The sequence below is a fragment of the Haloarcula taiwanensis genome, from assembly GCA_002844335.1.
In the GTDB taxonomy this organism is placed as follows: Archaea; Halobacteriota; Halobacteria; order Halobacteriales; family Haloarculaceae; genus Haloarcula; species Haloarcula taiwanensis.
Window position 1 is genome coordinate 2483045 of the sequence record CP019154.1, and the last position, 21934, is coordinate 2504978.

At 66.3% G+C, this 21934-nt stretch carries 25 protein-coding genes and 1 pseudogene; 17 read left to right on the plus strand and 9 right to left on the minus strand.

Annotated features, from left to right (window positions below; all coding sequences use genetic code 11):
* Window positions 1-9: 9 nt before the first annotated feature.
* Together BVU17_12550 and BVU17_12555 are read right to left on the minus strand one after the other, a co-directional pair.
* Complete coding sequence (locus BVU17_12550) at window positions 10-225, minus strand: hypothetical protein (GenBank protein ID AUG48311.1); 216 nt, start codon at window positions 223-225, stop codon at window positions 10-12.
* Between the two features lie 68 nt (window positions 226-293).
* Window positions 294-815, minus strand: a complete 522-nt coding sequence (locus BVU17_12555; GenBank protein AUG48312.1) for an archemetzincin — start codon at window positions 813-815, stop codon at window positions 294-296.
* A 30-nt stretch (window positions 816-845) separates the two neighbouring features.
* Here BVU17_12555 and BVU17_12560 point away from each other — a divergent pair, with 30 nt between their 5' ends.
* The 4 genes from BVU17_12560 (at window position 846) to BVU17_12575 (ending at window position 3337) form a co-directional block, all read left to right on the plus strand.
* Window positions 846-1259, plus strand: coding sequence for a hypothetical protein (locus BVU17_12560; protein ID AUG48313.1), 414 nt, complete (start codon window positions 846-848; stop codon window positions 1257-1259).
* Window positions 1260-1278: 19 nt separating this feature from the next.
* Window positions 1279-2151: an HAD family hydrolase gene (locus BVU17_12565; GenBank protein ID AUG48314.1), complete on the plus strand. Its 873-nt coding sequence runs from the start codon at window positions 1279-1281 to the stop codon at window positions 2149-2151.
* A gap of 78 nt (window positions 2152-2229) precedes the next feature.
* Window positions 2230-2619, plus strand: a complete 390-nt coding sequence (locus BVU17_12570; protein ID AUG48315.1) for a hypothetical protein — start codon at window positions 2230-2232, stop codon at window positions 2617-2619.
* Between the two features lie 49 nt (window positions 2620-2668).
* On the plus strand, window positions 2669-3337 hold the full coding sequence (locus BVU17_12575; protein ID AUG48316.1) for an NADPH-dependent F420 reductase: 669 nt from the start codon (window positions 2669-2671) through the stop codon (window positions 3335-3337).
* Between the two features lie 284 nt (window positions 3338-3621).
* On the opposite strand, the gene BVU17_12580 is transcribed toward BVU17_12575, so the two are convergent.
* Window positions 3622-3888 carry a thiol reductase thioredoxin gene (locus BVU17_12580; GenBank protein ID AUG48317.1) on the minus strand — a complete coding sequence of 89 codons (267 nt, stop codon included), beginning with the start codon at window positions 3886-3888 and terminating at the stop codon, window positions 3622-3624.
* 115 nt (window positions 3889-4003) lie between these two features.
* Here BVU17_12580 and BVU17_12585 point away from each other — a divergent pair, with 115 nt between their 5' ends.
* The 3 genes from BVU17_12585 to BVU17_12595 are packed head-to-tail and all read left to right on the plus strand — an operon-like array spanning window position 4004 to window position 5981.
* Window positions 4004-4165, plus strand: a complete 162-nt coding sequence (locus tag BVU17_12585; protein ID AUG48318.1) for a preprotein translocase subunit SecG — start codon at window positions 4004-4006, stop codon at window positions 4163-4165.
* Between the two features lie 44 nt (window positions 4166-4209).
* On the plus strand, window positions 4210-4584 hold the full coding sequence (locus tag BVU17_12590) for a hypothetical protein (GenBank protein ID AUG48319.1): 375 nt from the start codon (window positions 4210-4212) through the stop codon (window positions 4582-4584).
* On the plus strand, window positions 4581-5981 hold the full coding sequence (locus BVU17_12595) for an RNA-binding protein (GenBank protein AUG48320.1): 1401 nt from the start codon (window positions 4581-4583) through the stop codon (window positions 5979-5981). Before BVU17_12590 ends, BVU17_12595 begins: the two co-directional genes overlap by 4 nt.
* Window positions 5982-6005: 24 nt before the next feature.
* Here BVU17_12595 and BVU17_12600 read toward each other — a convergent pair whose 3' ends face one another.
* Together BVU17_12600 and BVU17_12605 are read right to left on the minus strand one after the other, a co-directional pair.
* Complete coding sequence (locus tag BVU17_12600; protein ID AUG48321.1) at window positions 6006-7421, minus strand: hypothetical protein; 1416 nt, start codon at window positions 7419-7421, stop codon at window positions 6006-6008.
* 45 nt (window positions 7422-7466) lie between these two features.
* Window positions 7467-8045, minus strand: coding sequence for a hypothetical protein (locus BVU17_12605; protein AUG48322.1), 579 nt, complete (start codon window positions 8043-8045; stop codon window positions 7467-7469).
* 135 nt (window positions 8046-8180) lie between these two features.
* On the opposite strand from BVU17_12605, the gene BVU17_12610 reads away from it, so the two are divergent.
* A complete protein-coding gene (locus BVU17_12610) occupies window positions 8181-11153 on the plus strand; it encodes an excinuclease ABC subunit A (protein AUG48323.1) in 2973 nt (990 codons plus the stop codon).
* Here BVU17_12610 and BVU17_12615 read toward each other — a convergent pair.
* Together BVU17_12615 and BVU17_12620 are read right to left on the minus strand one after the other, a co-directional pair.
* A complete protein-coding gene (locus BVU17_12615; protein AUG48324.1) occupies window positions 11150-11677 on the minus strand; it encodes a hypothetical protein in 528 nt (175 codons plus the stop codon). The genes BVU17_12610 and BVU17_12615 overlap by 4 nt on opposite strands.
* The gene (locus tag BVU17_12620) at window positions 11674-11970 is read right to left on the minus strand and encodes a hypothetical protein (GenBank protein ID AUG48325.1); all 297 of its coding nucleotides are present in this window, start codon (window positions 11968-11970) and stop codon (window positions 11674-11676) included. The genes BVU17_12615 and BVU17_12620 overlap by 4 nt, the downstream gene beginning before the upstream one ends.
* A 123-nt stretch (window positions 11971-12093) precedes the next feature.
* Here BVU17_12620 and BVU17_12625 point away from each other — a divergent pair, with 123 nt between their 5' ends.
* From BVU17_12625 to BVU17_12635, 3 genes and pseudogenes are all read left to right on the plus strand, one after another.
* On the plus strand, window positions 12094-12861 hold the full coding sequence (locus tag BVU17_12625; GenBank protein ID AUG48326.1) for a hypothetical protein: 768 nt from the start codon (window positions 12094-12096) through the stop codon (window positions 12859-12861).
* A 63-nt stretch (window positions 12862-12924) separates the two neighbouring features.
* Window positions 12925-13365 (plus strand): annotated as a pseudogene (locus tag BVU17_12630) (hypothetical protein).
* 41 nt (window positions 13366-13406) lie between these two features.
* A complete protein-coding gene (locus tag BVU17_12635; GenBank protein AUG48327.1) occupies window positions 13407-14381 on the plus strand; it encodes a hypothetical protein in 975 nt (324 codons plus the stop codon).
* A 57-nt stretch (window positions 14382-14438) separates the two neighbouring features.
* On the opposite strand, the gene BVU17_12640 is transcribed toward BVU17_12635, so the two are convergent.
* Complete coding sequence (locus tag BVU17_12640; protein ID AUG48328.1) at window positions 14439-14825, minus strand: hypothetical protein; 387 nt, start codon at window positions 14823-14825, stop codon at window positions 14439-14441.
* Window positions 14826-15081: 256 nt separating this feature from the next.
* Between BVU17_12640 and BVU17_12645 the strand changes: the two genes are divergently transcribed.
* The 3 genes from BVU17_12645 (at window position 15082) to BVU17_12655 (ending at window position 17713) form a co-directional block, all read left to right on the plus strand.
* Window positions 15082-15507 carry a hypothetical protein gene (locus tag BVU17_12645; protein AUG48329.1) on the plus strand — a complete coding sequence of 142 codons (426 nt, stop codon included), beginning with the start codon at window positions 15082-15084 and terminating at the stop codon, window positions 15505-15507.
* Between the two features lie 54 nt (window positions 15508-15561).
* On the plus strand, window positions 15562-16644 hold the full coding sequence (locus BVU17_12650; protein AUG48330.1) for an electron transfer flavoprotein: 1083 nt from the start codon (window positions 15562-15564) through the stop codon (window positions 16642-16644).
* A gap of 64 nt (window positions 16645-16708) precedes the next feature.
* Window positions 16709-17713 (plus strand): hypothetical protein, encoded by a 1005-nt coding sequence (locus BVU17_12655; GenBank protein AUG48331.1) that lies wholly within the window; start codon window positions 16709-16711, stop codon window positions 17711-17713.
* Window positions 17714-17740: 27 nt separating this feature from the next.
* Here the strand turns inward: BVU17_12655 and BVU17_12660 are convergent, their stop codons facing one another.
* The gene (locus BVU17_12660; GenBank protein AUG48332.1) at window positions 17741-18535 is read right to left on the minus strand and encodes a sulfurtransferase; all 795 of its coding nucleotides are present in this window, start codon (window positions 18533-18535) and stop codon (window positions 17741-17743) included.
* A 264-nt stretch (window positions 18536-18799) separates the two neighbouring features.
* Between BVU17_12660 and BVU17_12665 the strand changes: the two genes are divergently transcribed.
* From BVU17_12665 to BVU17_12675, 3 genes are all read left to right on the plus strand, one after another.
* Window positions 18800-19663 carry a sulfurtransferase gene (locus tag BVU17_12665; protein ID AUG48333.1) on the plus strand — a complete coding sequence of 288 codons (864 nt, stop codon included), beginning with the start codon at window positions 18800-18802 and terminating at the stop codon, window positions 19661-19663.
* A 306-nt stretch (window positions 19664-19969) separates the two neighbouring features.
* Window positions 19970-20275, plus strand: a complete 306-nt coding sequence (locus tag BVU17_12670; protein AUG48334.1) for a hypothetical protein — start codon at window positions 19970-19972, stop codon at window positions 20273-20275.
* 409 nt (window positions 20276-20684) lie between these two features.
* Window positions 20685-21920, plus strand: a complete 1236-nt coding sequence (locus BVU17_12675; protein ID AUG48335.1) for an MBL fold metallo-hydrolase — start codon at window positions 20685-20687, stop codon at window positions 21918-21920.
* The last annotated feature ends 14 nt before the right edge of the window (window positions 21921-21934 follow it).

Below are 21934 nucleotides of genomic sequence, written 5' to 3' on the forward strand. Positions count from 1 at the left end.
GTGGCGGCGTCAGGCCGCCGGGTCGCTGCCGCCGTCCGCCTCCGCCCCCGCGACTGCATCGTCTAGGCCGTCGGCGACCTCGTCCGGGTCGAACTCCTCATCCGGGTCGAGTTCGCGGTCGGATTGCTCGTCTGTCTGGGACTCAGTAACCGCTTCATCACCGGTGACCGCCACGAAGACCTCTCGCAGTTCTGCGACGCGCTCGGGGGACTGACTCTTGCTCATCGTGCATGTGTACAAGTACCACAGAAATGTAGCCGCTATACCGAATCAGTTTGGTATCCGTTCCCAGACTACAGGACGTTCCGCTGGCAGGAGCCACACAGCGAGACTTCCTTCACGTCGACCTGACGGACGGTGGGGGAGAAGTTCATCACGCAGCGCTTGTTATCGCAATGTTCCAGTCCGAGGGTGTGACCGACCTCGTGGACGACCTCTTTTCGAACCCGCTGTGAGAAGATTTCGCCGGCTGAGCGGTTCGAGAAGCCGCCGTCGGAGGAGGTCTGGAGCCGATACGTGGAGATGACGCTGCCGGAGCCACCGAGGTAAGCGAGTCCAAAAACGTAGTTTCGACGGCGGTAGAAGAGGTCTTTCGGCGTGATCGCGATGTTTTTGCCCCCGGAGCCGACCCGGCGGGCGAGGTCGATAAACTCCTCTGCGCGGTACTGGTCGCGGTCCCCATCGTACGCGCCGGCGGGAATGGACTGTGGCTCGTGCATCGAGACCTCACAGTCGTAGACGGAGCGGAGTCCGTCCGAGGCCTCGCGTTTGACTTGGGCCGAGACCTCACCCACCGGCACGATGTCGACGTGCATGGGAACGCATATGCGCCCGCATCTCATAAATTGTACGACGTGCCCGACACTACCGGCTCGCTCGTTGACCGACTGGCGTCCGTCGATTCGGTCGTCGAGGTCGGCGTCGGAAACCACCCTGACATAGCTGGCCGACTGGTCGAGCGAGGCATCGACGTGACGGCGACGGATATCGTCGAGCGGGAGGTCCCCGACGGGGTCGCGTTTGTCGTCGACGACGTGCTTGACCCCGACCACGCGGTGTACGCAGGATGTGACATCGTCTTCGCCCGGAACCTCCCGCCGGAACTGCACCGGCCGACGCTGACGGTTGCCAACGCCGTCGGGGCGGCGTTCTGGTTCACGACGCTGGGCGGGGACCAGCCGACGGTTGCCGTCGAGCGCGAGCAACTCCCCGGCGGGGAGACGCTGTACCGGGCGAGAGATAGCAAGGCGCTTGAGTGAGGCCCGCTTTCGCTCGCTCATGCAAGTCGACGCGGTCGTCCTCGACATCGACGGCGTACTGGTGGACGTGGCCGACTCCTATCGGCGAGCCATCGTCGAATCCATCGACCGGGTGTACGGCGACACTATCGAGAAGTCCGCGGTCCAGCAGTTCAAAGACGCCGGCGGATTCAACAACGACTGGGAGCTGACCTATGCAGCCGCGCTGTTCGTTCTCGCCGGCCGCGAGTCTGCTGTCGCCGACATAGCAGCATTCACTGACGCTATCGCCGAGCGTGGCGGCGGCCTCGACGCGGCCGAAGCGGTGGTTCGTGACCTGCTGGATGACGCCGCAGAAGACCGGGTTTTCGATACTTGGGACCCCGAACAGCTCCGGGACGTGTTCCAGACGCTGTATCTCGGCACCGACCGCTACCGGGATATCGAGGGCGGCGAGCCGCCGTTCGACGCGCCGGGGTACATCCACGACGAACCGCTGCTGGTGGACGATGAGACGCTGTCGGCCCTGCAGGACCGCTTCGCCGTCGGCGTCGTCACCGGCCGGCCAGCCGCCGAAGCCGACATCGCGCTCGAACGGGTCGGCCTCGACCTGCCCGACGAGCACCGCTTCACCATGGACGACTGGGAGGAGGGCAAGCCCCACCCGGCCGCCCTGCGGACGCTCGCCGAGCGGTTCGACGCCGAACGGGTCGCTTTCGCCGGGGACACCCTCGACGACGTGGCGACGGCAGTCAACGCCGACGAAGCCGACGACGACCGCGTCTACTACGGTATCGGCGTCCTGACCGGAGGGCTGACCGGCGACGCCGGCCGCCAGACGTTCGCCAACAACGGCGCGAGCGCCGTCGTCGAGTCAGTCACCGACCTGCCCGAGCTTCTCGACGCGGCATAATCGAGAGGCGGGTCGCCAGCTATTACCCGACCAGCAGCAAACGGCAACGGTTTCACTGCCGGGACAGAGACCCCGGGTATGCGACGACTGCCGACGTTCGGCTGGGCGTTTCTGGTGAGCATCTGGGCCGGGCTCGTCGGGGGTGCAGTCATCCGCGAGCCGTCGGTCGACCTGGTGCCGCTGTACGCCGTTATCTGCCAGTTACTCGGTCTCGTTGCGGCCTACTGGACGATGCGTGAACACAGTCACATCCTCAAATCTGTGCATCGACCGGGCCGTGTCGGGATGTTCATCATCGTCCTGTTTTTCGTGATGGTCCCGCTCTCGACAGTCTTTGCCCTCGCGCTCGGTGACACGTCAGTTGCTGGCGTCGCGACTCAGTGGCTCAGCTATCTGGTTGGTCTCGGGAGCGCGCTGTATATTGCCTTCGCCGGGGGGTTCGATTGGGCCTGGGAGACCTACACCTGAGTGAACCTGTCACACAACGTTTATTCAGTGGTCGGCCTACGCCGTAGGTATGGACATCGCGTTGCTTGGCGGTACTGGAGACATCGGCCAAGGCCTCGCCCTCCGCTGGGCTGACGACACCAACCACACAATCATCATCGGCTCCCGGAAAGCACAGAAGGCAGCGAACAAGGCCGAGGAGTACGAGGCAGAGCTGGCCAGCCGCGGCCACGACGACCCGTCAATCGCCGGTCTGGTGAACGAGGAGGCCGCCGCCCGCGCCGACGTGGTCGTTGCCGCCGTCCCTGCATACCACCTTACGGATACCATCGACGCCGTCGCCGACGAACTCGACGACGCCACGCTCGTCGCCCCCGCGGTCGGGATGCAACGCGACGAGGACGGCTTCCACTACAACCGCCCCGGGGCCGGCAGCGTCACACAACTGGCCGAAAACGCCGCCCCCGACGACACCGCCGTCGTCGGCGCGTTCCACAACCTCGCGGCCGGCCGGCTGGCCAACCTCGACGCCGACCTCGACTGGGACACCATCGTCGTCGGCGACGACACCGACGCCAAGGACACCGTCTGTGAACTCGCCGAGGGCATCGAGGGGATTCGCGCGCTGGACGGCGGCCCGCTCGCCAACGCCGCCGAGATCGAGGGACTGACGCCGCTTCTGATCAACGTTGCCCGCCACAACGACGGCCTGCACGACCTCGGCGTGCGGTTCCAATAGTACCTTTTTATGTCACCCCCTCTCCTCGCGCGCTCACAGAGCGCGCTGCGGGGAGCGGGTTCGCAAAAATCTACGCTAAAAACGACCTTCTCGCTCCCGCTGGTCGCGAGAAGTGAAACCGCGCGCCGCCGGCGCGCGGTATACTTTACTCCACTCGCTCAGCTACCGCACCGGCGGCGCTACTACTAGTCCCGCTTCGGCGGCAGCCCTGCCCTTCCCCGACGCCAGCGATGAGACGCTGGCGCGGCCGCTATCGGGCGTGACGAACCGCAAAAACGACTGAATTACGCCGAAGCCTGCTGCAGCGCGTCGTCGATGTCGTCGGCCTGCGTGACGCCGACGAAGCGCTCGACGATGCCGTCCTCGTTCTCGATGATGAGCGTCGGCAGAGAGCGTACCTGGTACTCGTTGGCGACGTCCTGTTCCTCGTCGACGTTTATTTTCTCGAACTCGACGTCGGTCCACTCCTCTTCGAGGTCTTCGAGAATCGGGTCCTGGGTCTTGCACGGGCCGCACCAGTCCGCGTAGAAGTCCTTCAGTGTAACCGTCATAGTACTCTGTTTTCGTTAGTCCGCGGTATCTGATAAGGGTTATCCATATGTACCGGCGGCGTGCACTCGCGGGCGACCCGAAAGGCTTAGTGTCGGTCACACACCACCGTGAAGTATGAGTGGCAGCGACGGCGGCGGACTGATGTCCAGCGCAGGACTGGTCCGATATTTCGACGCCGAAGACCAGAACACCATCCGTATCGATCCCCGAACCATCGTCGCGACCGGCGTCATGTTCGGGCTGTTGATGCTCGTGTTGAACGCGATGGTCGTGTAGGCGATTCCGCACTGTTTTCCTCCCTCCGCCACTGACTCGCGGGTATGCACTTCACGCAACGCGAACAGCAGGCGCTCCGCGAGGCCGGCGTCGACCAGGACACCATCGAAGCCGCCTCCGAGGCCGTCGTGGAAGCGACCGACGACGCGGCCGCGGCGCTGGAAGCCTTCTTCGACGGCCGCGAGACGGTGTACTCCGACATGGACCTCGCCCACAGCGCCAGCGAGGTGCAGGAACACGCCGTCGAGTACTGCGACCTGTTCACCCACGCCGACGACATCCGGGGCTACCTACGTTTTGACACCTGGGGCGTCCCGGTCGAGGGCGGGCGCGTCCTCAGCCACGAGAAGGTAGAGCTCTCGCTGGGGCCGACGGTCCACGACCGGGTCCGCTTTGCCGCCGACGAGGACGCGCTATGACCGTCAGGGTCAGGGGCATCTACGCGACGGCGCTGACCCGGGTCCTCCGCGACGACGGCCACGACATCGTCCAGGCCTCGGGCCCCATCGAGGAGCGCTTCGACGGCGAGTTCGCTGACGCGCGGGCGGCCGTGACCGTGACGACGACGGGCGACCAGCAGGGCGTCGGCGTCGTCGGCGACCGCGACGCCGCCGCGAGCGTCACCGACCGCCTGACTGCGGTGGGCCGGGACACCCTCCACTGGGACGCCCCGACGCCGGAGGGCGCGGTCTACGCTGGCACCGTGACCGAGACGCTCGGGAGCGGCGCTGTCGTCGACCTCGGCGACGGCGAGGGGTTTCTCCCGTACTCGTCTTCGGACGAGCGCGTCGAGACGGGCGATGCGCTCCGCGTGCAGGTCGTCGAAGCGAGCGCGCCCTGGACGGATGGTCGGCCGGTACTCGACACGACCGTCGCCGTTCGCGGCGACCTCCTCTCGCTCGTCCGGGGCGGGAGCGGCCCGTCGTCGGGGACCGGCGGCCCGGCGATGCTTGACGTAATCGCCGCGGACCCACGGGACGGCTGGGGCGTCTCCTGGGAAGCCGCGAGCGAGGACGCGAGCTTCGACGCGCTGGCCGACGCGCTCGACGCCGCCAACGACCGCGCGGCGGCCATCGACGCATCGCTCGACGGGGCCGACCCGCCCGCGGACTGCGCGCCGGCCCGGTACGACGGGGGGCTGGCGACGACGTGGCTGTGGTTCGGCCGCGAGAGCCGCTTCGCACTCGATGAGGCCCGCCGCGAGGTGACGGCGACGATGCCCGGCCACCACCGCGTGAAGGCCGGTGACCGCGCCGCCAGCGCCGCCGTCGACTACGTCGAGGCGCTGTGTGACGACCCCGAGACCGGCGAGACGGACTTCCCCTTTGCCGTGACGGCCCGGCAGTTCGGCCCGCAGGTCGGCGGCTCGCTCTCGCTGGGCCACGGCAAGCCCGACGGCCGGCTCATCACGCTGGGCAACGGCGAGGTACAGGCCGTCGACGACGACGGGACGGTGACCATCGAGCGGGAGATGAGCCCCGGCGGCACCTACGACGCGCTGGGCGTCCCGAAAGAGGCCGGAGACATCGCCGAGACGAAAGTCAAGGAAGGGCGGTGGTGGTACCCGACGGTGTACCGCGACAGCGACGGCGAAAAGAAGGGGACCTACGTCAACGTCTGTACGCCCGTCGAGGTATTCCCCGACACCGCCCGGTACGTCGACCTCCACGTCGACGTGGTGAAACACGCCGACGGGACCGTCGAGCGGGTCGACGACGACGAACTCGACGCGGCGGTCGAGCGCGGCCAGGTCCCCGAAGAACTGGCCGAGCGCGCCCGGAGCGTCGCCGCCGCTGTCAAGAGCGCGCTGGAGTGAGTGAAGTCAGTCAGCGGCGCGGCGTCAGTCTTGCCGGCTGGCGCGCCAGGCCGCCAGCGCGAGCGCCGTGACCGCCGACCCGACGCCGAAGCCGGGGCCGCCAACGCCGAGGGAGGTGCCATCAGTGCTGTTAGCGCTGCCGCCCTCATCGCCCGTGGCCGACGGGTCCGCTGTCGGCGTCCGTATCCGCGGGTCCGGGAACGTGTACAGCCCGGGCTGGACCTCCGTCCCCTGGCTCGCGTTCGTGCTCCCGGCGACGAAACAGCCGGCGGCCCGCTGGGTGGTCCAGAACGAGGTCGTATCGGTGTCGCGCCACTCGAAGGCGAGTTCGGGCGCGGTCGGGTCCGTCAGGTCGTGGACCCGGACCCCGCCGTTGTACCACGCGGAGTAACAGCGGTCGGCGGTCAACTCGAAGTTGTGAGCGGTGGTCAAAATCCCGCCGGGCGAGGGGTCCGATGTGGGCGGCGGGTCGAGCGTCGACAGCAGTTCGGCGTCGGCCGGGTCGCTGATGTCGTACAGTTCGATGCCGCTGGGACCGCCGCTGTCGTCGTCACCGAGGTCCCATGATTCGCCGCCGACGCCAAGCAGCGACGCGTCCTCGTCGACCGTCACGAAGTGGTCGTTGCCCGGCGGCTCGCTCCGCTCGGTGCCGGGGTCCTCGATGGCAGCGAGATCTTCTGGGTCGCGCCCGCGAACTTTCGCCACCAGCGAGATGTCGCTCGGGTCAGACACGTCGACGACCCACGTCCCGCTGTCCCAGTAGGCCAGATAGGCCCGCTCATCCTGCACCCACACGTCGTGGAGCGGCCAGAGGCTCGTCGGTACGTCGTGCCAGGCGTCGCCGGCGTCTAACAGCGACCACTCGCCGACTTCCTGCTCGGTTTCGGCGTCGACGACGAGCAGGGGGTTGCCGTCGCGGTCGTTCGCGGTCAGGTAGGCGTACCGGCCGTCGAAGTCGCAGTTGTGGATGCGCGTGTCCAGTTCCAGCCCCGCCATTCGTGTCGGCTTCTGCCGGTCGCTCACGTCGAAGACGACGAACCCGTGGGCTCCGTCCGCGGGGTGGGCCGGCCCGGCGGCCAGCAGCCGCGAACCGCTGACGGCGAGGTCCTGCACCCGCTGTATCGGGCCGTCGTCGCTCTCTGCCAGCAGGCCCGTCTGCCGACCGAGCAGTCTGGGGCTGGTCGGCGTGACGAGGTCGGCGAGCGCGATACCGTCCCCGGTCGCGACGTAGGCCGTGTGCCCGTCAGGGCTGGTGACGACCTCGTACACCGTCTCCATCTCCAGCACGCCCAGCGGGTCCCCGCCGGTCGGGGTGTCGGCGGCCGCTGGCTCGGCCGTCCCGTCGCCGGTCGGCGTCGGATGTGCGCGGGTCGTTCCCGTCGCCAGCCCGACGCCTGTTCCTGCGAGAGCGAGTCGTCGGAGGACCGTCCGGCGGCGCATAGCCGTCCCTCGGAGAGCCAGGGCAAGAAGGATTCCGGTGGGGCGTCAGTTCCCCTGAATCGCGTCGATAACCATCGCTGCGGCTATTATCGGCTCCTTTGGAACCGTACTGGCGTCGTCGATGGTAATCTCGTAGCGGTCTTTCAGCGAAAATTGCCCGTCGATGTTGCCGACGTGGTTGCCGTCCTGATCGGTGATCTCGTACTTGTGGGGAATCCAACCGCCGAACGGGACGACGTTGCGGGCGATAGTCACGAGCGCACCCTGGGAGTTGATTTCGGCGAGTTTCGCCTCGGTGCTGGCGTCCCGAATCTTCCACGTATCCTGAAAAATCGAGTAGTCGTTGTCGAGGATGACAATGTCCTCGCCGGTCCTGGAGTCAGTGAGGACGTAGTTTCCGGCCACGTCGATGATGCCGCCAGCCTTGATTTGGAACACCTCGTCGCCGTTCGCGTCGACGAACGGGAACTGCTCTTTCATCTTCAGCATCTTCTGTTTCCCGCGGAGGACGACGTTCCCGGCGGCGTCCATGGCTTTGTACTTGTTTCGGACCAGACTCTGTTCAACTGTGTAGCTGTCGTCGGAGAGGTCAATCCCCGCGATGTCGTAGTCGCTCGTTCCCATACCAATCTCATATTCGATATTCGTGGTGAATCTTTCGCCACACTGTCCAAAATAAAATCAGGCAGGTGCGAAGCGTCGTCTGTCGGCACCCGAACCGACAGGGTTTCCCTCCTGCCGGCCAACGAAGATGCAAAGATGAGCAAGGATATAATCGAGGTCCGAGGGGCCGAGGAACACAACCTCAAGGACGTCGACGTGGAGATTCCCCGCGAGGAACTGACAGTCGTCACCGGGCTGTCGGGGTCGGGCAAATCCTCGCTCGCATTTGAGACGGTGTACGCCGAGGGCCAGCGCCGGTACATCGAGTCGCTGTCGGCGTACGCGCGGAACTTCCTGGGCCAGATGGACAAGCCCCAGGTCGAGAACGTCGAGGGGCTGTCGCCGGCCATCTCCATCGACCAGAAGAACGCTGCCAACAACCCCCGCTCGACGGTCGGGACCGTCACCGAGCTACACGACTACCTCCGCCTGCTGTACGCCCGCGTCGGGACGCCGCACTGCCCCGAGTGTGGCCGCGAAGTGGGCGAGCAGTCCGCCCAGAACATGGTCTCGCGCATCCTCGAACTCCCCGAGGGCACCCGCGCGAAACTGTGTGCACCGGTCGTTCGCGACCAGAAGGGGGCCTTCGAGGACCTGTTCGACGACCTCGTCGGCGAGGGGTACAGCCGCGTCGAGGTCGACGGCGAGGAGTTCGACCTCACGCTGGACCGGCCGGAACTGGACGAGAACTACGACCACACGGTCGACGTGGTCGTCGACCGCGTGAAGATTTCGCCGGACGCCCGCTCGCGCATCACGGATTCCGTCGAGACGGCGCTGACCGAGGCCGACGGGACGCTGAAGGTCATCCTCCCGGACCCGCCGGAAGGCGCGGCCGAGACCCTCGGCGGGTCGGATGCCAGAGCCACGGGCGACCTGGCCGACGGCGACGAGGGCGACGCGGACGAACGCACCCGCCTCGTCGTCGAACTCTCCGAGGACCTCGCCTGCACGCACTGCGGTATCGACATCTCCGAAATCGAGACGCGGTCGTTCTCGTTCAACTCCCCGCACGGGGCCTGCCCGGAGTGTGAGGGGCTGGGCGAGACCAAGGAGGTCAGCGAGGACCTCGTGGTCACCGACCCCTCGAAGCCGCTCAAGCACGTCTTCGAACCCTGGAGCTACGACCGGACGTACTACTCGCGGCAACTGGACAACGTCGCCGAGCACTTCGGCGTGGACCTCTCGACGCCCTTCGAGGAACTGGACGAGTCCATTCGGCGGCAGTTCCTCTATGGTACCGACGACATCGTCGACTTCCAGTGGCGGACCAAGAACGGCACCCGCGAGAAGAGCGAGCGCTTCGAGGGCGTCATCCCCAACCTGGAGCGCCGCCACGTCGAGACGGACTCCGACCGCGCCCGCGAGCACATCGAGGAGTTCATGGCGACGACGACGTGCCCGGCCTGTGAGGGGACCCGACTCAAGGCTGAGTCCCGGGCGGTGCTCGTCGACGGCACCGCCATCACCGAGGTCAACGAGATGTCCATCAGCGACGCGCTGGAACACTTCGAGGGCCTGGGGGCGACCCTCTCTACCCGTGACCGGAAAATCGCCGAGGAGATTCTGAAGGAGATTCGGGCCCGGCTTGGCTTCATGACCGAGGTGGGACTGGACTACCTGACGCTGGACCGCGAAGCATCGACGCTGTCGGGCGGCGAGAGCCAGCGCATCCGGCTGGCAACGCAGATCGGCAGCGGCCTCGTCGGCGTCCTCTACGTCCTTGACGAACCCTCTATCGGCCTCCACCAGCGGGACAACGACCGCCTGCTGAACACGCTGGAGGAACTGCGGGACCTCGGTAACACCCTGCTCGTCGTCGAACACGACACCGAGACGATGCGCCGGGCCGACCAGATAATCGACATGGGGCCGGGTCCGGGCAAGCGCGGCGGCGAAGTCGTCGTCAACGGCCCGATGGACGAGGTCATCGAAACCGAGGAATCGGTGACCGGGGAGTACCTCTCGGGCGAACGGACGATTCCGGTGCCCGAGAGCCGCCGCGAGGCCGACGGCGAACTCACGGTCCGGGGCGCGCGCCAGCACAACCTCGCGGACCTCGACGTGTCCGTCCCGTTGGGAACGTTCACGGCCATCACCGGCGTCTCCGGCTCCGGCAAGTCGACGCTGATGCACGACGTGCTGTACAAGGGGCTGGTCCGGCGGATGAACGACACCGACGTGAACCCCGGCGAGCACGACGCCATCGAGGGCCTCGACGACATCGAGACGGTGCGGCTTATCGACCAGTCGCCCATCGGCCGCACGCCCCGATCCAACCCGGCGACCTACACCAACGTCTTCGACCACATCCGCGAACTGTTCGCCGAGACCAGCCTCGCGAAACAGCGGGGCTACGAGAAGGGGCGTTTCTCGTTCAACGTCAAGGGTGGTCGCTGTGAGGGCTGTGGCGGTCAGGGCACGGTCACCATCGACATGAACTTCCTCTCCGACGTAACCGTCCCCTGTGAGGAGTGCGGCGGCGCGCGCTACAACGACGAAACGCTGGACGTGACCTACAAGGGCGCGACCATCGCCGACGTGCTGGAGATGACCGTCGAGGAGGCCTACGACTTCTTCGAGAGCCACTCGGGGATTCGCCGCCGCCTCGAACTCCTGAAAGACGTGGGGCTGGGTTACATGCGGCTGGGCCAGCCCTCGACGACCCTTTCTGGTGGGGAGGCCCAGCGCGTCAAACTCGCCGAAGAACTCGGCAAGAAGGATTCGGGCGAGACGCTGTACCTGCTCGACGAGCCGACGACCGGCCTCCACCCCGAGGACGAACGGAAGCTCATCGACGTGCTCCACCGGCTCACCGACGACGGCAACACCGTGGTCGTCATCGAGCACGAACTCGACCTGGTGAAAAACGCCGACCACATCATCGACCTCGGGCCGGAGGGCGGCGAGAACGGCGGCGAACTCGTCGCCGAGGGGACCCCGGAGGAGGTGGCCCGGACCGAAGCCTCCTACACCGGGCAGTACCTCCGGGACCTCCTGCCGAACGTCGACCTGGAGGGGCCACGCGCCGACCGCGACGTGGCTCAGCCGGCGGCTGACGACGACTAATCGGCCGCGTCGTCGATGAGCCGCTCCGCTTTTCTAACGAGGCTCGCGCTGAACCGCGCGCCGACCTCGTCCATCGCGTAGAGCGTCTCGGTCGCGTCGTCGGGCTCGATGTCGCCCCGTTCGACGGCCCGTACGAGGACGCCAATCGACCCGGCGACCGGTATCGACAGCGCCTTGCAGGTCTGTCGGCGCGGCTTGTCGTCGGTGACAACAACGGGGTCGGCGGCGACCAGCGCGTGAGCCAGCAGTACGGCATCGCCTCGCGGGTCCCCGTCAGAGCGACCGAGGTGGCTGGCTGCCTCCTCGACGGCCGCCGTGGAGACGGACTGCGGACAGGTGACCCAGCCGTCGTCGATGGCGTCGGACAGGGCTTTCGCTGCCGGGTCGCTGGTAACCTCCCGGCGGACGGGATCCGGGACGACGACCGAGCCGTCGAGTCCGGCGAGCAGGGCAGCGCTCCCGGTATCGGCCAGCGTGATGAGGACGCTCGCGTCGACCAGGACCGTTCGCTCGCCGCCGGTCATCGAAGCGCGTCTACGTCGTCGGCCAGGTCGGCCTCGTCGTAGTTCGTCATGACGCCGCGGTCGTTGGCCTCGGCCATCATCTCCGCGATGGTGAGCCCTGCCAACTCCGCCGCACCGCGCATCCCGACCTCTCCGTCCTGATACCGCTGGAGGGCGACCCGAATCAGTTCCTCTCTGGCCCCCCGCTGGATGGCCTGTCGAATGGCGTCGCTGCGGCTCGCGTCGGTGGCGTCGGCGAGTCGCGCCACCAGGTCGAGTTCCTCGTCGCTCATACGGGTGGTGACGTTCTCCATGCGTAATACGACGCAACGCATTGCATTAAACGTGCGGTCGGTCGGTTCGGTCAGCAGTGTTGCGGCGATATCCGAAGCGGCCACCAACGTTTTAGTCGCCGGCGGAACCTGATAGAGCCAGCCATGGCACAGTCGACAGCGGACGGCGTCGAGCGGAAACGGGGTATCGGTGGGCTGGCGAGGCAGGCGAACCCGGCCTTCGCCGCGGGGGCGGTGGCCGTCCCGCTGCTGGCTTTCGTGGGCGCGCTCGCCAGCGGGAACATCCGGGCGCTGACCTACGTGCACGTGATGGCCGGCGTGCTGTGGACCGGCATCGACCTGTTCATGGGGCTGGTGCTGGGCCCGGTCCTGGGGGGCCAGGAGCCGGAGGCCCGGGCTGACTTCTTCGCGTCGTTCACGCCGAAGATGACGTTCCTGATGCCGACGCTGGCGACAGTGACCATCAGCGGCGGCATCCTGCTCGCGCTCCGGCTCGGGAAGTTCCCCAACGCCGACCCGTGGCTGGCGATTCTGACCGCGGCGACGCTCATCCCCGTCGTCCTCCTCATCGGCTACCAGTTCGACGCGCTGACCGACCCGAAGACGCTGGGGATACTCGGCGTGGCCGTCCTCGGCTCCGGGGCGTATCTGGCGACCGCGCTCCCGCAGTTCGCGATGACCTCGTGGTGGATAGTCGCCACGCTGGCCATCGTGACGCTGCTGTCCGTGCAGGGCTTCGGCGTCATCCTGCCCGGCGAGGTCCGCATCTACCGGCAGGTCGTCTCCGAGAACCCGGACGTCGACCTCGTCTCCGAAATCGGGATGCGAAACGCCAAGCTCGGGGGACTTCAGGGCCTGATGCAGCTGGCAATCGTCTTCGTGATGGTTGGGCTGCGCTGGTGGACGCCGTAGGCACGGCCGCGGCTACAGACGGGCCGGACGGGTGTGGAAGCGCTTATGCCTGCCTGCAGACAGTTCCTGGCAACGATGGCCTGGTCGGGGCGCGCCGGGAGTCGCTGTACGTACACCGACGACCGCACGGAGTCCGACGGCGAGACTCAGGAGTGGGAGTGGCCACACGGCGCAATCGACGGTCGGGCGCTCGCCCGTTGGGGAATGAACGCGTTCCTGTTCGTGACCACTGGCTACGGCGAGCGGGCGTCGTACACGCTCGCGGCGTCCGTGGCGCTCATCGCCGCCTACGCGGGGCTGTACGTCGCTATCGCGCCGGACCTGTTCGGGAGCGTCGGCCAGTACGCACAGCTCAGCCTCGGGTCGTTCATCGCCTTCTTCCTCGGCGGCGTCGGCGAGGTCAGCAATCCCACCGTGAGCCTCCTCGCCCAGTCAGAAGCGTTCCTCGGCGGCTTCTTCGTGGCGCTGTACGTCTTCGCGCTGACGCGGTCGGCGAGTCGCTGACCACCACCAGCTTTCTTCGCTCGGGCATCGTACAGTCGTCTATGGACACCGTCTACGCCGCGCTCGGCGACCGCGTCCTCGTCGGAGGCAGCGGGACCGGCTGGGACGACTGCCTGCTCGGCCACGACATCGAGTGTGTCGCCGCGGGCGCGGCCGAGCCGGCCCGGGCCTTCGTCGGCACCGCCGACGCCGGCCTCCAGCGGACGACCGGCGGTGGCGCGACGTGGGAATCGGTCCTCGACGCCGGCGACCGCGTGACGAGCGCCACAGTCAGCTCACAGGACCCTGACATGGTGTGGGCCGGGACGGAACCGAGCGCCGTCTACCGCTCGACCGACGGCGGCGAGACGTGGACGGAGCGGCCGGGGCTGACCGACCTCGATACGGCGTCGCGGTGGTCGTTTCCGCCGCGGCCACACACCCACCACGTCCGCTGGCTCGCGCTCGCCCCAGACGACCCGGCGCAGGTGTACGCCGCTATCGAGGCCGGCGCGTTCATCCGCAGTCCGGACGGCGGCGAAACGTGGGTCGACCATCCCGACGGTGCTCGGCGGGACAACCACACGCTGTCGACCCATCCAGACGCCCCGGACCGGGTGTACACCGCCGCCGGCGACGGCTTCGCGCTGTCGGCCGACCGGGGAGCGACGTGGACCCACCCGCAGGACGGGCTGGCCCATCGGTACGTATGGGGGCTGGCTGTCCACCCCGACGACCCGGACCGCGTCGTCGTCTCGGCTGCCAGCGGCCCACAGTCCGCGCACAGCACACACGGAGAGAGCTACGTGTATCGGTGGGACGGTGAGCGGTGGACACAATCGATGGACGGCCTGCCGGGTCCGGGTGGGCTGGCCCGCCCGGTCCTCGCCACCGACCCGGACGGCAGCTTCCTCGTACTGACGAACCACGGGCTGTTCCAGTCGAACCGCGGGGACGCGTGGACGCGACACGACCTCGACGGCGGGGACTGGCCGAGCGACTACGAGCAAGTCCCGAGCGGGCTGGCCGTCATCTGATACCGCCACCGCCTGAGCGGCTCTGGTGACAAACAGAACACACAGCGGACAGAAGCCCTACACGGCGGTAACAGCCACGGACCCGATGCCGGCTGTCACGACCGTCGCAACAGCCGAGAGCAGGATGATTTTCGCCGCTTTTCGCCGATCAGCGCGAACGGCCTCGCTCGTGCCGACGCGTCCGCTTTCCCCACCGGACCCCGAGAGGTCGTAGCGGGCCAGCGCTCCGAAAGCGACACAGAACTGGAAGTAATCCTGAAACGCGCCGAGGAACCCGCCAAAAATGAAGGGGACAGTCGCCCACAGCGACAGTCGAGGGACTGCGCCGACCCCGACGGCGACTGCGATGCCAGCAGCGACGGCGAACGACCCGACGGCCGACAGCCGCCGGGCGCGGCGCTGGTTCGCTCCGATGTTACACACCCCGGGCTGGTACTCTGCCATAGCCGACGACAGGGGCTACACCGACAAATACGCCCTGCTTCGACCGGCGACGTGGCGGTGTCAGCTATCTCGCATACCGCTCGGTCACGGGCAGTGCATCGCGGTGGCGCTTGGCCCGCTCCTGCTCGCCGTCGTCGCGTTCGCCGGTGCTCCGGTGAGCGGCGTCCCGCAGACAGCCACACGGCCGCCGTTCGCAACGATTCCATGACATATCAGCGGAGAACACTGATGCACCTGGCCGTCGTACCGTGCCGTGATGTCCCTCCAACTCGACCGCTCGGATACGTGGACGTGCGCCCTGCTCGGCGGGCTGCTGGCCGCCCCCTTCACCGCGTTGCAGGTGATTCAGTCCCCGGACAGCATCATGTTCAACATGGTTGTGGTCGGCGGCGCGCTCGCCGGCTACCTCGTCAAGCGCCGCGGCGGAAACGGCACTGCGACCGGACTGCGAGCCGGTTTCGTCGGCGGCCTTCCGGCGCTGTGGGGGGTGGCCGAGTTCGTGTGGTCCATCCCTTCCGTGGCGAACCCGCTGTGGTTCCAGGCCGTCGGCGTCGCGATGGGGCTGTCGGTCGGAGCGCTCGCCATGCTCATTCCGGCGCTCGGCGGCGCGCTCGCCGGCCGCTTCGGCGGCTGGCTGGCCGAGCGGCAGGGCCATCCGCGGGTCCCCGCCGCGGGCGGCTGACCGGGAGCGAGCGAATCGAGAAGGTATTTGGTTCGTGACACCGAGAGAACGTGTATGTATGACGTTGTGGTCGTCGGGGCGGGACCGGCCGGGTCGCGGTACGCGCGTCGGGCGGCCGAGCGGGGGCTTGACGTGGTCGTCTTCGAACAGGGGGAGGTCGGGAAGCCCCTTGCCTGCTCGGGTCACGTCAGCACGGATATCTGGGAGTTCACCGAAGACGCCCGCGACGACCTGTTCCAGAACGAGATTTCGGGCGCTCGGTTTCACACTGGCGGTCCCAGCAGTCAGGACCATCCCTTCTACAAGGACGAGGTCATATCGAACGTTATCGACCGCGTCGGTCTGGACAGGCATCTCGCCGAAGTGGCCCGTGGCGCCGGTGCCGAGGTCCGCGAGGAGCACTCGGTCGTCGGCGTCACTGAGGACAAAGATGGCGTCACCGTCGAAGTCCGCGGACCCGACGGCATCGAGACCCACCGCGCGAAGATGGTCGCCGGCTGTGACGGCCCGAAGAGCCGCGTCCGGCGGGAACTGGACTTGCCCGAACCCGACGAACTACTGCACGGCGTCCTCGGGTTCAGCGACGAGGTCGACCACAGCGATTTCGTCGACGTGCACCTTACCGTCCCGCGCTTTTTCGCCTGGCGCATTCCACGAGGCGAAGCCGGCGTCGAGTACGGACTGGCGGTACCACCGGGTGCTGACGCTCGCGGCCGTTTCGAGGAGTTCGTCGACGGCTACGGCGTCGAAACCGACCACCGCTGTTCTGGACTTATCCCGATCGGCCCGCCGAGGCGAGTCACCGGTCGACGGTCGTTTCTCATCGGTGACGCCGCAGCCCAGACCAAGCCCTTCACCGGCGGTGGCATCCGATACGGCATGACTGCCGCCGACCACGCGGCCCGAGAAATCGACCCCGACGACCCGGCGACGCTGGGCGAGTACGAGCGCGCGTGGCGCGACGACCTTCGACAGGAGATCCGCCTCGGCCACGCCGTTCGGGCGGGCTACTCCGCACCGGAACCGATACAGAAAGTCGGGATGAAAGCCTTCGAAGGCGAGATCGGCGTCCACATGGACCGGCCGACAACGCTGTTCTCCAGAGAACAGCTAGCGGCGCTGTTCTCACGGTCCTGACAGACGTGTTACCCTGCTGGCGTTTGCGGGTAACGTTTTTACCGGCCGATGGAAAAAGACGGGCGTGGTAACACGCCGACGTACCTACGTCCTCGCGGGCCTGCTTGTCCTCACCGGCTGTCTGACAGGAGTTCTGCTCGCGCGGGTGCTAGCGACGATTTTCTTCGCAATCACGGTCGCATACGTGCTTTTCCCCGTCTCGGAATGGCTTGGACGCCACGGACTCAACAGGCGACTGTCGGCGGCTGTGACAACAGGTATCGCCTTCATCAGCGGCACACTCATCATCGTCCCGCTCGGGGCCGTGCTGTATCTCCGCCGCCGCGACCTGTTTTCTTTCTTCCAGCAGCTCCCGTCGATGGTGACCCTCGAATTCGGCGAGTTCAGCTACCCGATCGAGATAGATCCGACGTTAGTAGCCGCCCGAGAGACGCTCACGGCCGTCGCGGTGGATTTAGCCGCTGAATCGCCCGTGCTGGCGCTGAAGGCCGTCCTGTTTGCGATCCTCGTCTACGCGATGCTCTGGCAGCCGCAGGCTCCGAAAACGGCCGTCTATCGGACGGTCCCGGCGTCGTATCACGAGGTCGTCAACCGACTCCATCAGCGACTCCGGGGGACGCTGTACGCGATTTACGTGCTTCAGGCGGCGACGGCGTTCGGGACCTTCGTCGTGGCGTGGGTCGTGTTCTGGCTGCTGGGCTATCAGGGCGCGTTCGCACTGGCAGTGGTCGCCGGTATTCTGCAGTTCGTTCCCGTCATCGGCCCCAGCGTCGTCGTCCTCACCATCGCTGTCGCGGATGTTATCAACGGCAACATCACCGGGGCAGTTCTGGTGACCGTGTTCGGCCTCGTTTTTGTCGGTTTCCTCCCCGATGCGGTAATCAGACCGAAGCTCGCCCGCTACACGACGGGTCTCCCGGCCAGCCTCTACTTCGTCGGATTCACTGGCGGCGTGTTGACGCTTGGCGTCATCGGCTTCATCGCCGGCCCGGTCGTCATCGCGCTGCTGGTCGAACTGTCGTCGCTACTGACCAGCGAGCGGCAGGGCGACCAGCAGAAACTGACGTAATGTAGAGTATGCCAGCGCGACGACGTCTCAGTTCGTCTCCAGCGGCCGCCCCTGTGCTTCCCACTCAGTGAGGCTCCCTTCGTAGAAATCCACCCGCTCGAAGCCCAGATGCCGGAGGACGACGTACGTGTGGCTGATGCGCCGGGCGGTGTTGCAGTAGAGAACGACACGTTTCTCGGGGGCGACGCCGGCACTTTCGAGAACGGACAGCGCCTCCTCGCGCGCGAGCAGGCCTCGCGTCTCGTCGTCGACGAGGTCCCGCCAGTCCAGCAGGACCGCACCGGGGATGTGGCCCGCGTCGTACTCCTCGTCCTCGCGGGTGTCGACCAGCACCGTGTCGGAGTCGTTCGCCGCCTCAGCGACCGTATCCGGGCCGACCAGCGGCGTCGACGCCGGCCGCTGAACGGCGTAGTCGGTCGGTGTGACATCGGGCGTCTCGCTCGAGGTCTCCCGTTCGAGTTGCCAACTGGAGAAGTCGCCGTCAAGGAGGTGGAGTCGGTCGGGGTCGTGGCCGAACAGTTCTGCGGTGACCAGAAACCGCGCGGCGAAGACGCCGTGGTGGTCGTCGTACGCCACGATTTCGCTCTCCGGCGAGATGCCGGCCTCCGAGAGCAACCGTGCCCACTCGTCTTCGGCGGGCAGCATTCCCTCGCCAGCATCGGACTCCGCGCCGTGTTCGTCCGCCCGGAACGAATCGAAGGGTACGTTCACCGCACCCGGGAGGTGTCCGAGGCCGTCGTACTCCCACGCGTCTCGCACGTCGACCACCCGGAGGTCGTCGCCCCGACTCGACACCCACTCCGCAGAGACGAAATCAGTCATCGTCCACGCGTAACCGCTCCGTCCGCTTGAAAACTCTCATCATGTGCGGTCGAAGGTGGGTGCAAATGCTGCCGCATTTCGCGCACGCACAGCAGGGCTCACATCCGGACATGGAACGCCATGGCTCCTGTCCGCTGGGCGGCGGACGTGTTGAATAGCGACAGTGCTCAGTAGAGGCAACGTCTGCCGACACGGTGGACGAGTGGCCGAACATGCCGAAAGTCGTAGTAATATATGTCTGGTAGACTTACGCTTCGATGCACTATGACTGACTACGCTAACGACGTGCTCGTCTCGGCCGACTGGGTCAGCGAGCATCTGGACGAGTTCCAGAGCGACGACCCCGCCCACCGACTGGTAGAAGTGGACGTCGACACGGAACTGTACGACGAGAGCCACGCCCCCGGGGCGATCGGCTTCAACTGGGAGACACAGCTTCAGGACCAGACCACACGCGACATCCTCGACAAGGAAGATTTCGAGGACCTGCTTGGCAGTCACGGCATCAGCGAGGACTCGACGGTCGTTCTCTACGGAGACAACTCCAACTGGTTCGCCGCCTACACGTATTGGCAGTTCAAGTACTACGGCCACGACGACGTGAAGCTGCTCGACGGCGGCCGCGAGTACTGGGTCGAGAACGACTACGAACTCACCGACGAGGTCCCCGAGTTCTCCGAAGTCGACTACGAGGCCTCCGGCCCGCGCGAGTCCATCCGCGCCTACCGAGAGGACGTCGAGAACGCCATCGAGCGCGAACTGCCGCTGGTCGACGTTCGCTCGCCCGAGGAATACTCCGGCGAAATCCTCGCACCCCCGGGACTCCAGGAGACCGCCCAGCGCGGCGGCCACATCCCCGGCGCACAGAACATCTCCTGGGCGGCCGTCACCAACGACGACGGGACGTTCAAGGACTACGACGAACTCGAAGAACTCTACGCCGAGTACGGCATCGACGGCGACTCCACGACGGTCGCCTACTGCCGCATCGGTGAGCGCTCCTCGGTCGCCTGGTTCGCCCTGCACGAACTGCTGGGCTACGACGACACCATCAACTACGACGGCTCCTGGACTGAATGGGGCAATCTGGTTGGTGCGCCTATCGAGAAAGGCGAAGCGGACGACTGAGCATAGCGAAGGCGTTCGCTTCGTAGCGGAGCGGGGAGCCCGCAGGGCGACCCGTGGAGCAGGGCGAGGCTGAGTAAGCGCAAGCGTGCGGGGCCTCGAATCGGAACGGCGACCACCGGGAACCGTGAAGCAGGACGAAGCTGAGTAAGCGGCAGCATACGACGCGTCAAATCGGAGCGGTAACGGCTTACTTTCGGATTTTTGTGGCGCTGTTCGAGAGCGATGGCGTCCCTGAGACAGTGACATCTGTTCCGGGCGGCACGGCTCGAAAAGCCAGTCGCGTTCCCAACCGTACATTCAAGTCAGATGCGCATCCTACACGCGGGTGTGGACCGAACGGAACTCGAACGGGAACTCCGCGACGCCTTCGACGCCGACCCGGATATCGTTACGGTCGTCGCCAGACAGGCGCGGGACCTCTCGGAATCAGACCAGTTCGTGACCGACTTCGGGGCGGAACTGACCGTTGAAGATGTCATCGACAACCTCGCGGACGCGCCCGAGGAGTATCAACTCGCCGAGCGATGGAACTGGTGGCTGGGTGCACTTGACCTCTCACACGGCGGCTACGCGCGGTTCAGCGTTCGGCAGGACATCGACAAAACGTCCTGACCTGTTGCTGTCGGGATTCCTGTGTGCGAAAAGCGGCGCGACGCCAGTTAGTGTACGCTAAGCCCGTGTGCCTCTCGTGCGTGTTCGAGGAGTTCCTCCGTCGTGTCGAACTCCTCACCGCAACTGCACGTGTGGTACGTCGTCGGGGATTGCTGGCGTGTCGCCATGACAAGTGAACAATGTGCCCCGAGTATAATAATTGTTTATGCTAGGGTGGTAACACTGCCCACCAGATATGTTAGCCACACACAATACGGTACCGAAAAATAGCTCCTTGAGCTTTCATAGCCACTAAGCGTCGATATATCGTCGTGTTCTGGTTCATAGATATTACGCTGCCCCGGCGGCTAACGACACGAGCCGGCCAGAACCGACGAACGGAAACGGACGCGATGCGTCTGTCCCCATAATGGATGTGCAGTTTCTCGGCGGGGCGGGTGAAATCGGTCGGAGCGCCATCCTCATTGACGAGTCGTTACTGCTAGATTTCGGGATGTTGACCGACTCGCCGCCACAGTTTCCGGTTCGGACGCCGTCGCCGGACGCCGTCGTCGTCTCCCACGGCCACCTCGACCACGTCGGGACCATCCCGGCGCTGGTATCGGGCGACGCGCGACCACCGATTCACTGGACGCCGCCGACGTACGAACTGGCGATGACGCTCGCCCGTGACACGCTCAAGCTCCACGGCGGGACGGTCAACTGTCCGTTCACCGAGACCAACGTCAGGCGGGTGACGCAGGTGTCTGAGACCCACGGCTACCGGGAGACGTTCGAGGCCGCCGGCTACGAGGTCACCTTCTACAACGCCGGCCACATCCCGGGAAGCGCACACGTTCTCGTTGACGACGGCGACACCCGACTGCTGTACACGGGCGATTTCCACACCGACGACCAGCGCCTCGTCTCAGGGACGACGGCCCGTCCGGACGCGGACACGGTCATCTGTGAGAGCACCTATTCCGATGTCGACCACGAACTCCGAGAAACGGTCGAGGGTCGATTCGTCGAAAGCGTCGAAACGACGCTCTGGGAGGGCGGCACCGTCGTCGTCCCCGCCTTCGCCATCGGACGAACACAGGAGATGTTGCTCGTCTGCGAGGCCCACGACATCCCCTGCTACGTCGACGGGATGGGTAAGGAGGTGACCGAGATGCTCGCCCAGTACCCCGAGTTCCTCCGGGACGCCGACGCGTTCCGGCGGGCGAAATCGCACGCACGGTTTGTGACTGGCAAGGACGGCCAGCGCAAACGTATCACCGACCAGAAGGCGGCAATCGTCACCACCAGCGGGATGCTCTCGGGCGGCCCGGCGATGACGTATATCCCGGAGGTCCGTGGAAATCCGATGAACAAGGTCACGATGACCGGGTATCAGGTCGAGGGAACGCCGGGCCGGGACCTGCTAGAGACCGGTAGTGCCGAGATAGACGGGCGGATTATGCCTGTCAGCGCGCGCGTCGAGCAGTACGACTTTTCGGCACACGCCGACCGCGGTGGGCTGTTGGCGTACCTCGGTGACTATCGTGACACGCCGGTGCTCGTGAACCACGGCGACCGCTGCGAGGCGTTTGCAACCACACTCCGCGAAGACGGCTACGACGCGACCGCGCCCGAATTAGGCGAGACCGTCACCCTCCAGTAGGCTGTCACGCAGGC

What these genes read in the sequence shown, in the direction of transcription:
- BVU17_12615 (AUG48324.1), bottom strand. Translation starts at nt 11,677, where the DNA reads ATGACCGGCGGCGAGCGAACGGTCCTGGTCGACGCGAGCGTCCTCATC.
- BVU17_12600 (AUG48321.1), bottom strand. Translation starts at nt 7,421, where the DNA reads ATGCGCCGCCGGACGGTCCTCCGACGACTCGCTCTCGCAGGAACAGGC.
- BVU17_12580 (AUG48317.1), bottom strand. Translation starts at nt 3,888, where the DNA reads ATGACGGTTACACTGAAGGACTTCTACGCGGACTGGTGCGGCCCGTGC.
- BVU17_12635 (AUG48327.1), top strand. Translation starts at nt 13,407, where the DNA reads ATGGACACCGTCTACGCCGCGCTCGGCGACCGCGTCCTCGTCGGAGGC.
- BVU17_12595 (AUG48320.1), top strand. Translation starts at nt 4,581, where the DNA reads ATGACCGTCAGGGTCAGGGGCATCTACGCGACGGCGCTGACCCGGGTC.
- BVU17_12555 (AUG48312.1), bottom strand. Translation starts at nt 815, where the DNA reads ATGCACGTCGACATCGTGCCGGTGGGTGAGGTCTCGGCCCAAGTCAAA.
- BVU17_12610 (AUG48323.1), top strand. Translation starts at nt 8,181, where the DNA reads ATGAGCAAGGATATAATCGAGGTCCGAGGGGCCGAGGAACACAACCTC.
- BVU17_12585 (AUG48318.1), top strand. Translation starts at nt 4,004, where the DNA reads ATGAGTGGCAGCGACGGCGGCGGACTGATGTCCAGCGCAGGACTGGTC.
- BVU17_12605 (AUG48322.1), bottom strand. Translation starts at nt 8,045, where the DNA reads ATGGGAACGAGCGACTACGACATCGCGGGGATTGACCTCTCCGACGAC.
- BVU17_12590 (AUG48319.1), top strand. Translation starts at nt 4,210, where the DNA reads ATGCACTTCACGCAACGCGAACAGCAGGCGCTCCGCGAGGCCGGCGTC.
- BVU17_12620 (AUG48325.1), bottom strand. Translation starts at nt 11,970, where the DNA reads ATGGAGAACGTCACCACCCGTATGAGCGACGAGGAACTCGACCTGGTG.
- BVU17_12650 (AUG48330.1), top strand. Translation starts at nt 15,562, where the DNA reads ATGTATGACGTTGTGGTCGTCGGGGCGGGACCGGCCGGGTCGCGGTAC.
- BVU17_12575 (AUG48316.1), top strand. Translation starts at nt 2,669, where the DNA reads ATGGACATCGCGTTGCTTGGCGGTACTGGAGACATCGGCCAAGGCCTC.
- BVU17_12640 (AUG48328.1), bottom strand. Translation starts at nt 14,825, where the DNA reads ATGGCAGAGTACCAGCCCGGGGTGTGTAACATCGGAGCGAACCAGCGC.
- BVU17_12645 (AUG48329.1), top strand. Translation starts at nt 15,082, where the DNA reads ATGTCCCTCCAACTCGACCGCTCGGATACGTGGACGTGCGCCCTGCTC.
- BVU17_12675 (AUG48335.1), top strand. Translation starts at nt 20,685, where the DNA reads ATGGATGTGCAGTTTCTCGGCGGGGCGGGTGAAATCGGTCGGAGCGCC.
- BVU17_12660 (AUG48332.1), bottom strand. Translation starts at nt 18,535, where the DNA reads ATGACTGATTTCGTCTCTGCGGAGTGGGTGTCGAGTCGGGGCGACGAC.
- BVU17_12665 (AUG48333.1), top strand. Translation starts at nt 18,800, where the DNA reads ATGACTGACTACGCTAACGACGTGCTCGTCTCGGCCGACTGGGTCAGC.
- BVU17_12570 (AUG48315.1), top strand. Translation starts at nt 2,230, where the DNA reads ATGCGACGACTGCCGACGTTCGGCTGGGCGTTTCTGGTGAGCATCTGG.
- BVU17_12565 (AUG48314.1), top strand. Translation starts at nt 1,279, where the DNA reads ATGCAAGTCGACGCGGTCGTCCTCGACATCGACGGCGTACTGGTGGAC.
- BVU17_12550 (AUG48311.1), bottom strand. Translation starts at nt 225, where the DNA reads ATGAGCAAGAGTCAGTCCCCCGAGCGCGTCGCAGAACTGCGAGAGGTC.
- BVU17_12625 (AUG48326.1), top strand. Translation starts at nt 12,094, where the DNA reads ATGGCACAGTCGACAGCGGACGGCGTCGAGCGGAAACGGGGTATCGGT.
- BVU17_12670 (AUG48334.1), top strand. Translation starts at nt 19,970, where the DNA reads ATGCGCATCCTACACGCGGGTGTGGACCGAACGGAACTCGAACGGGAA.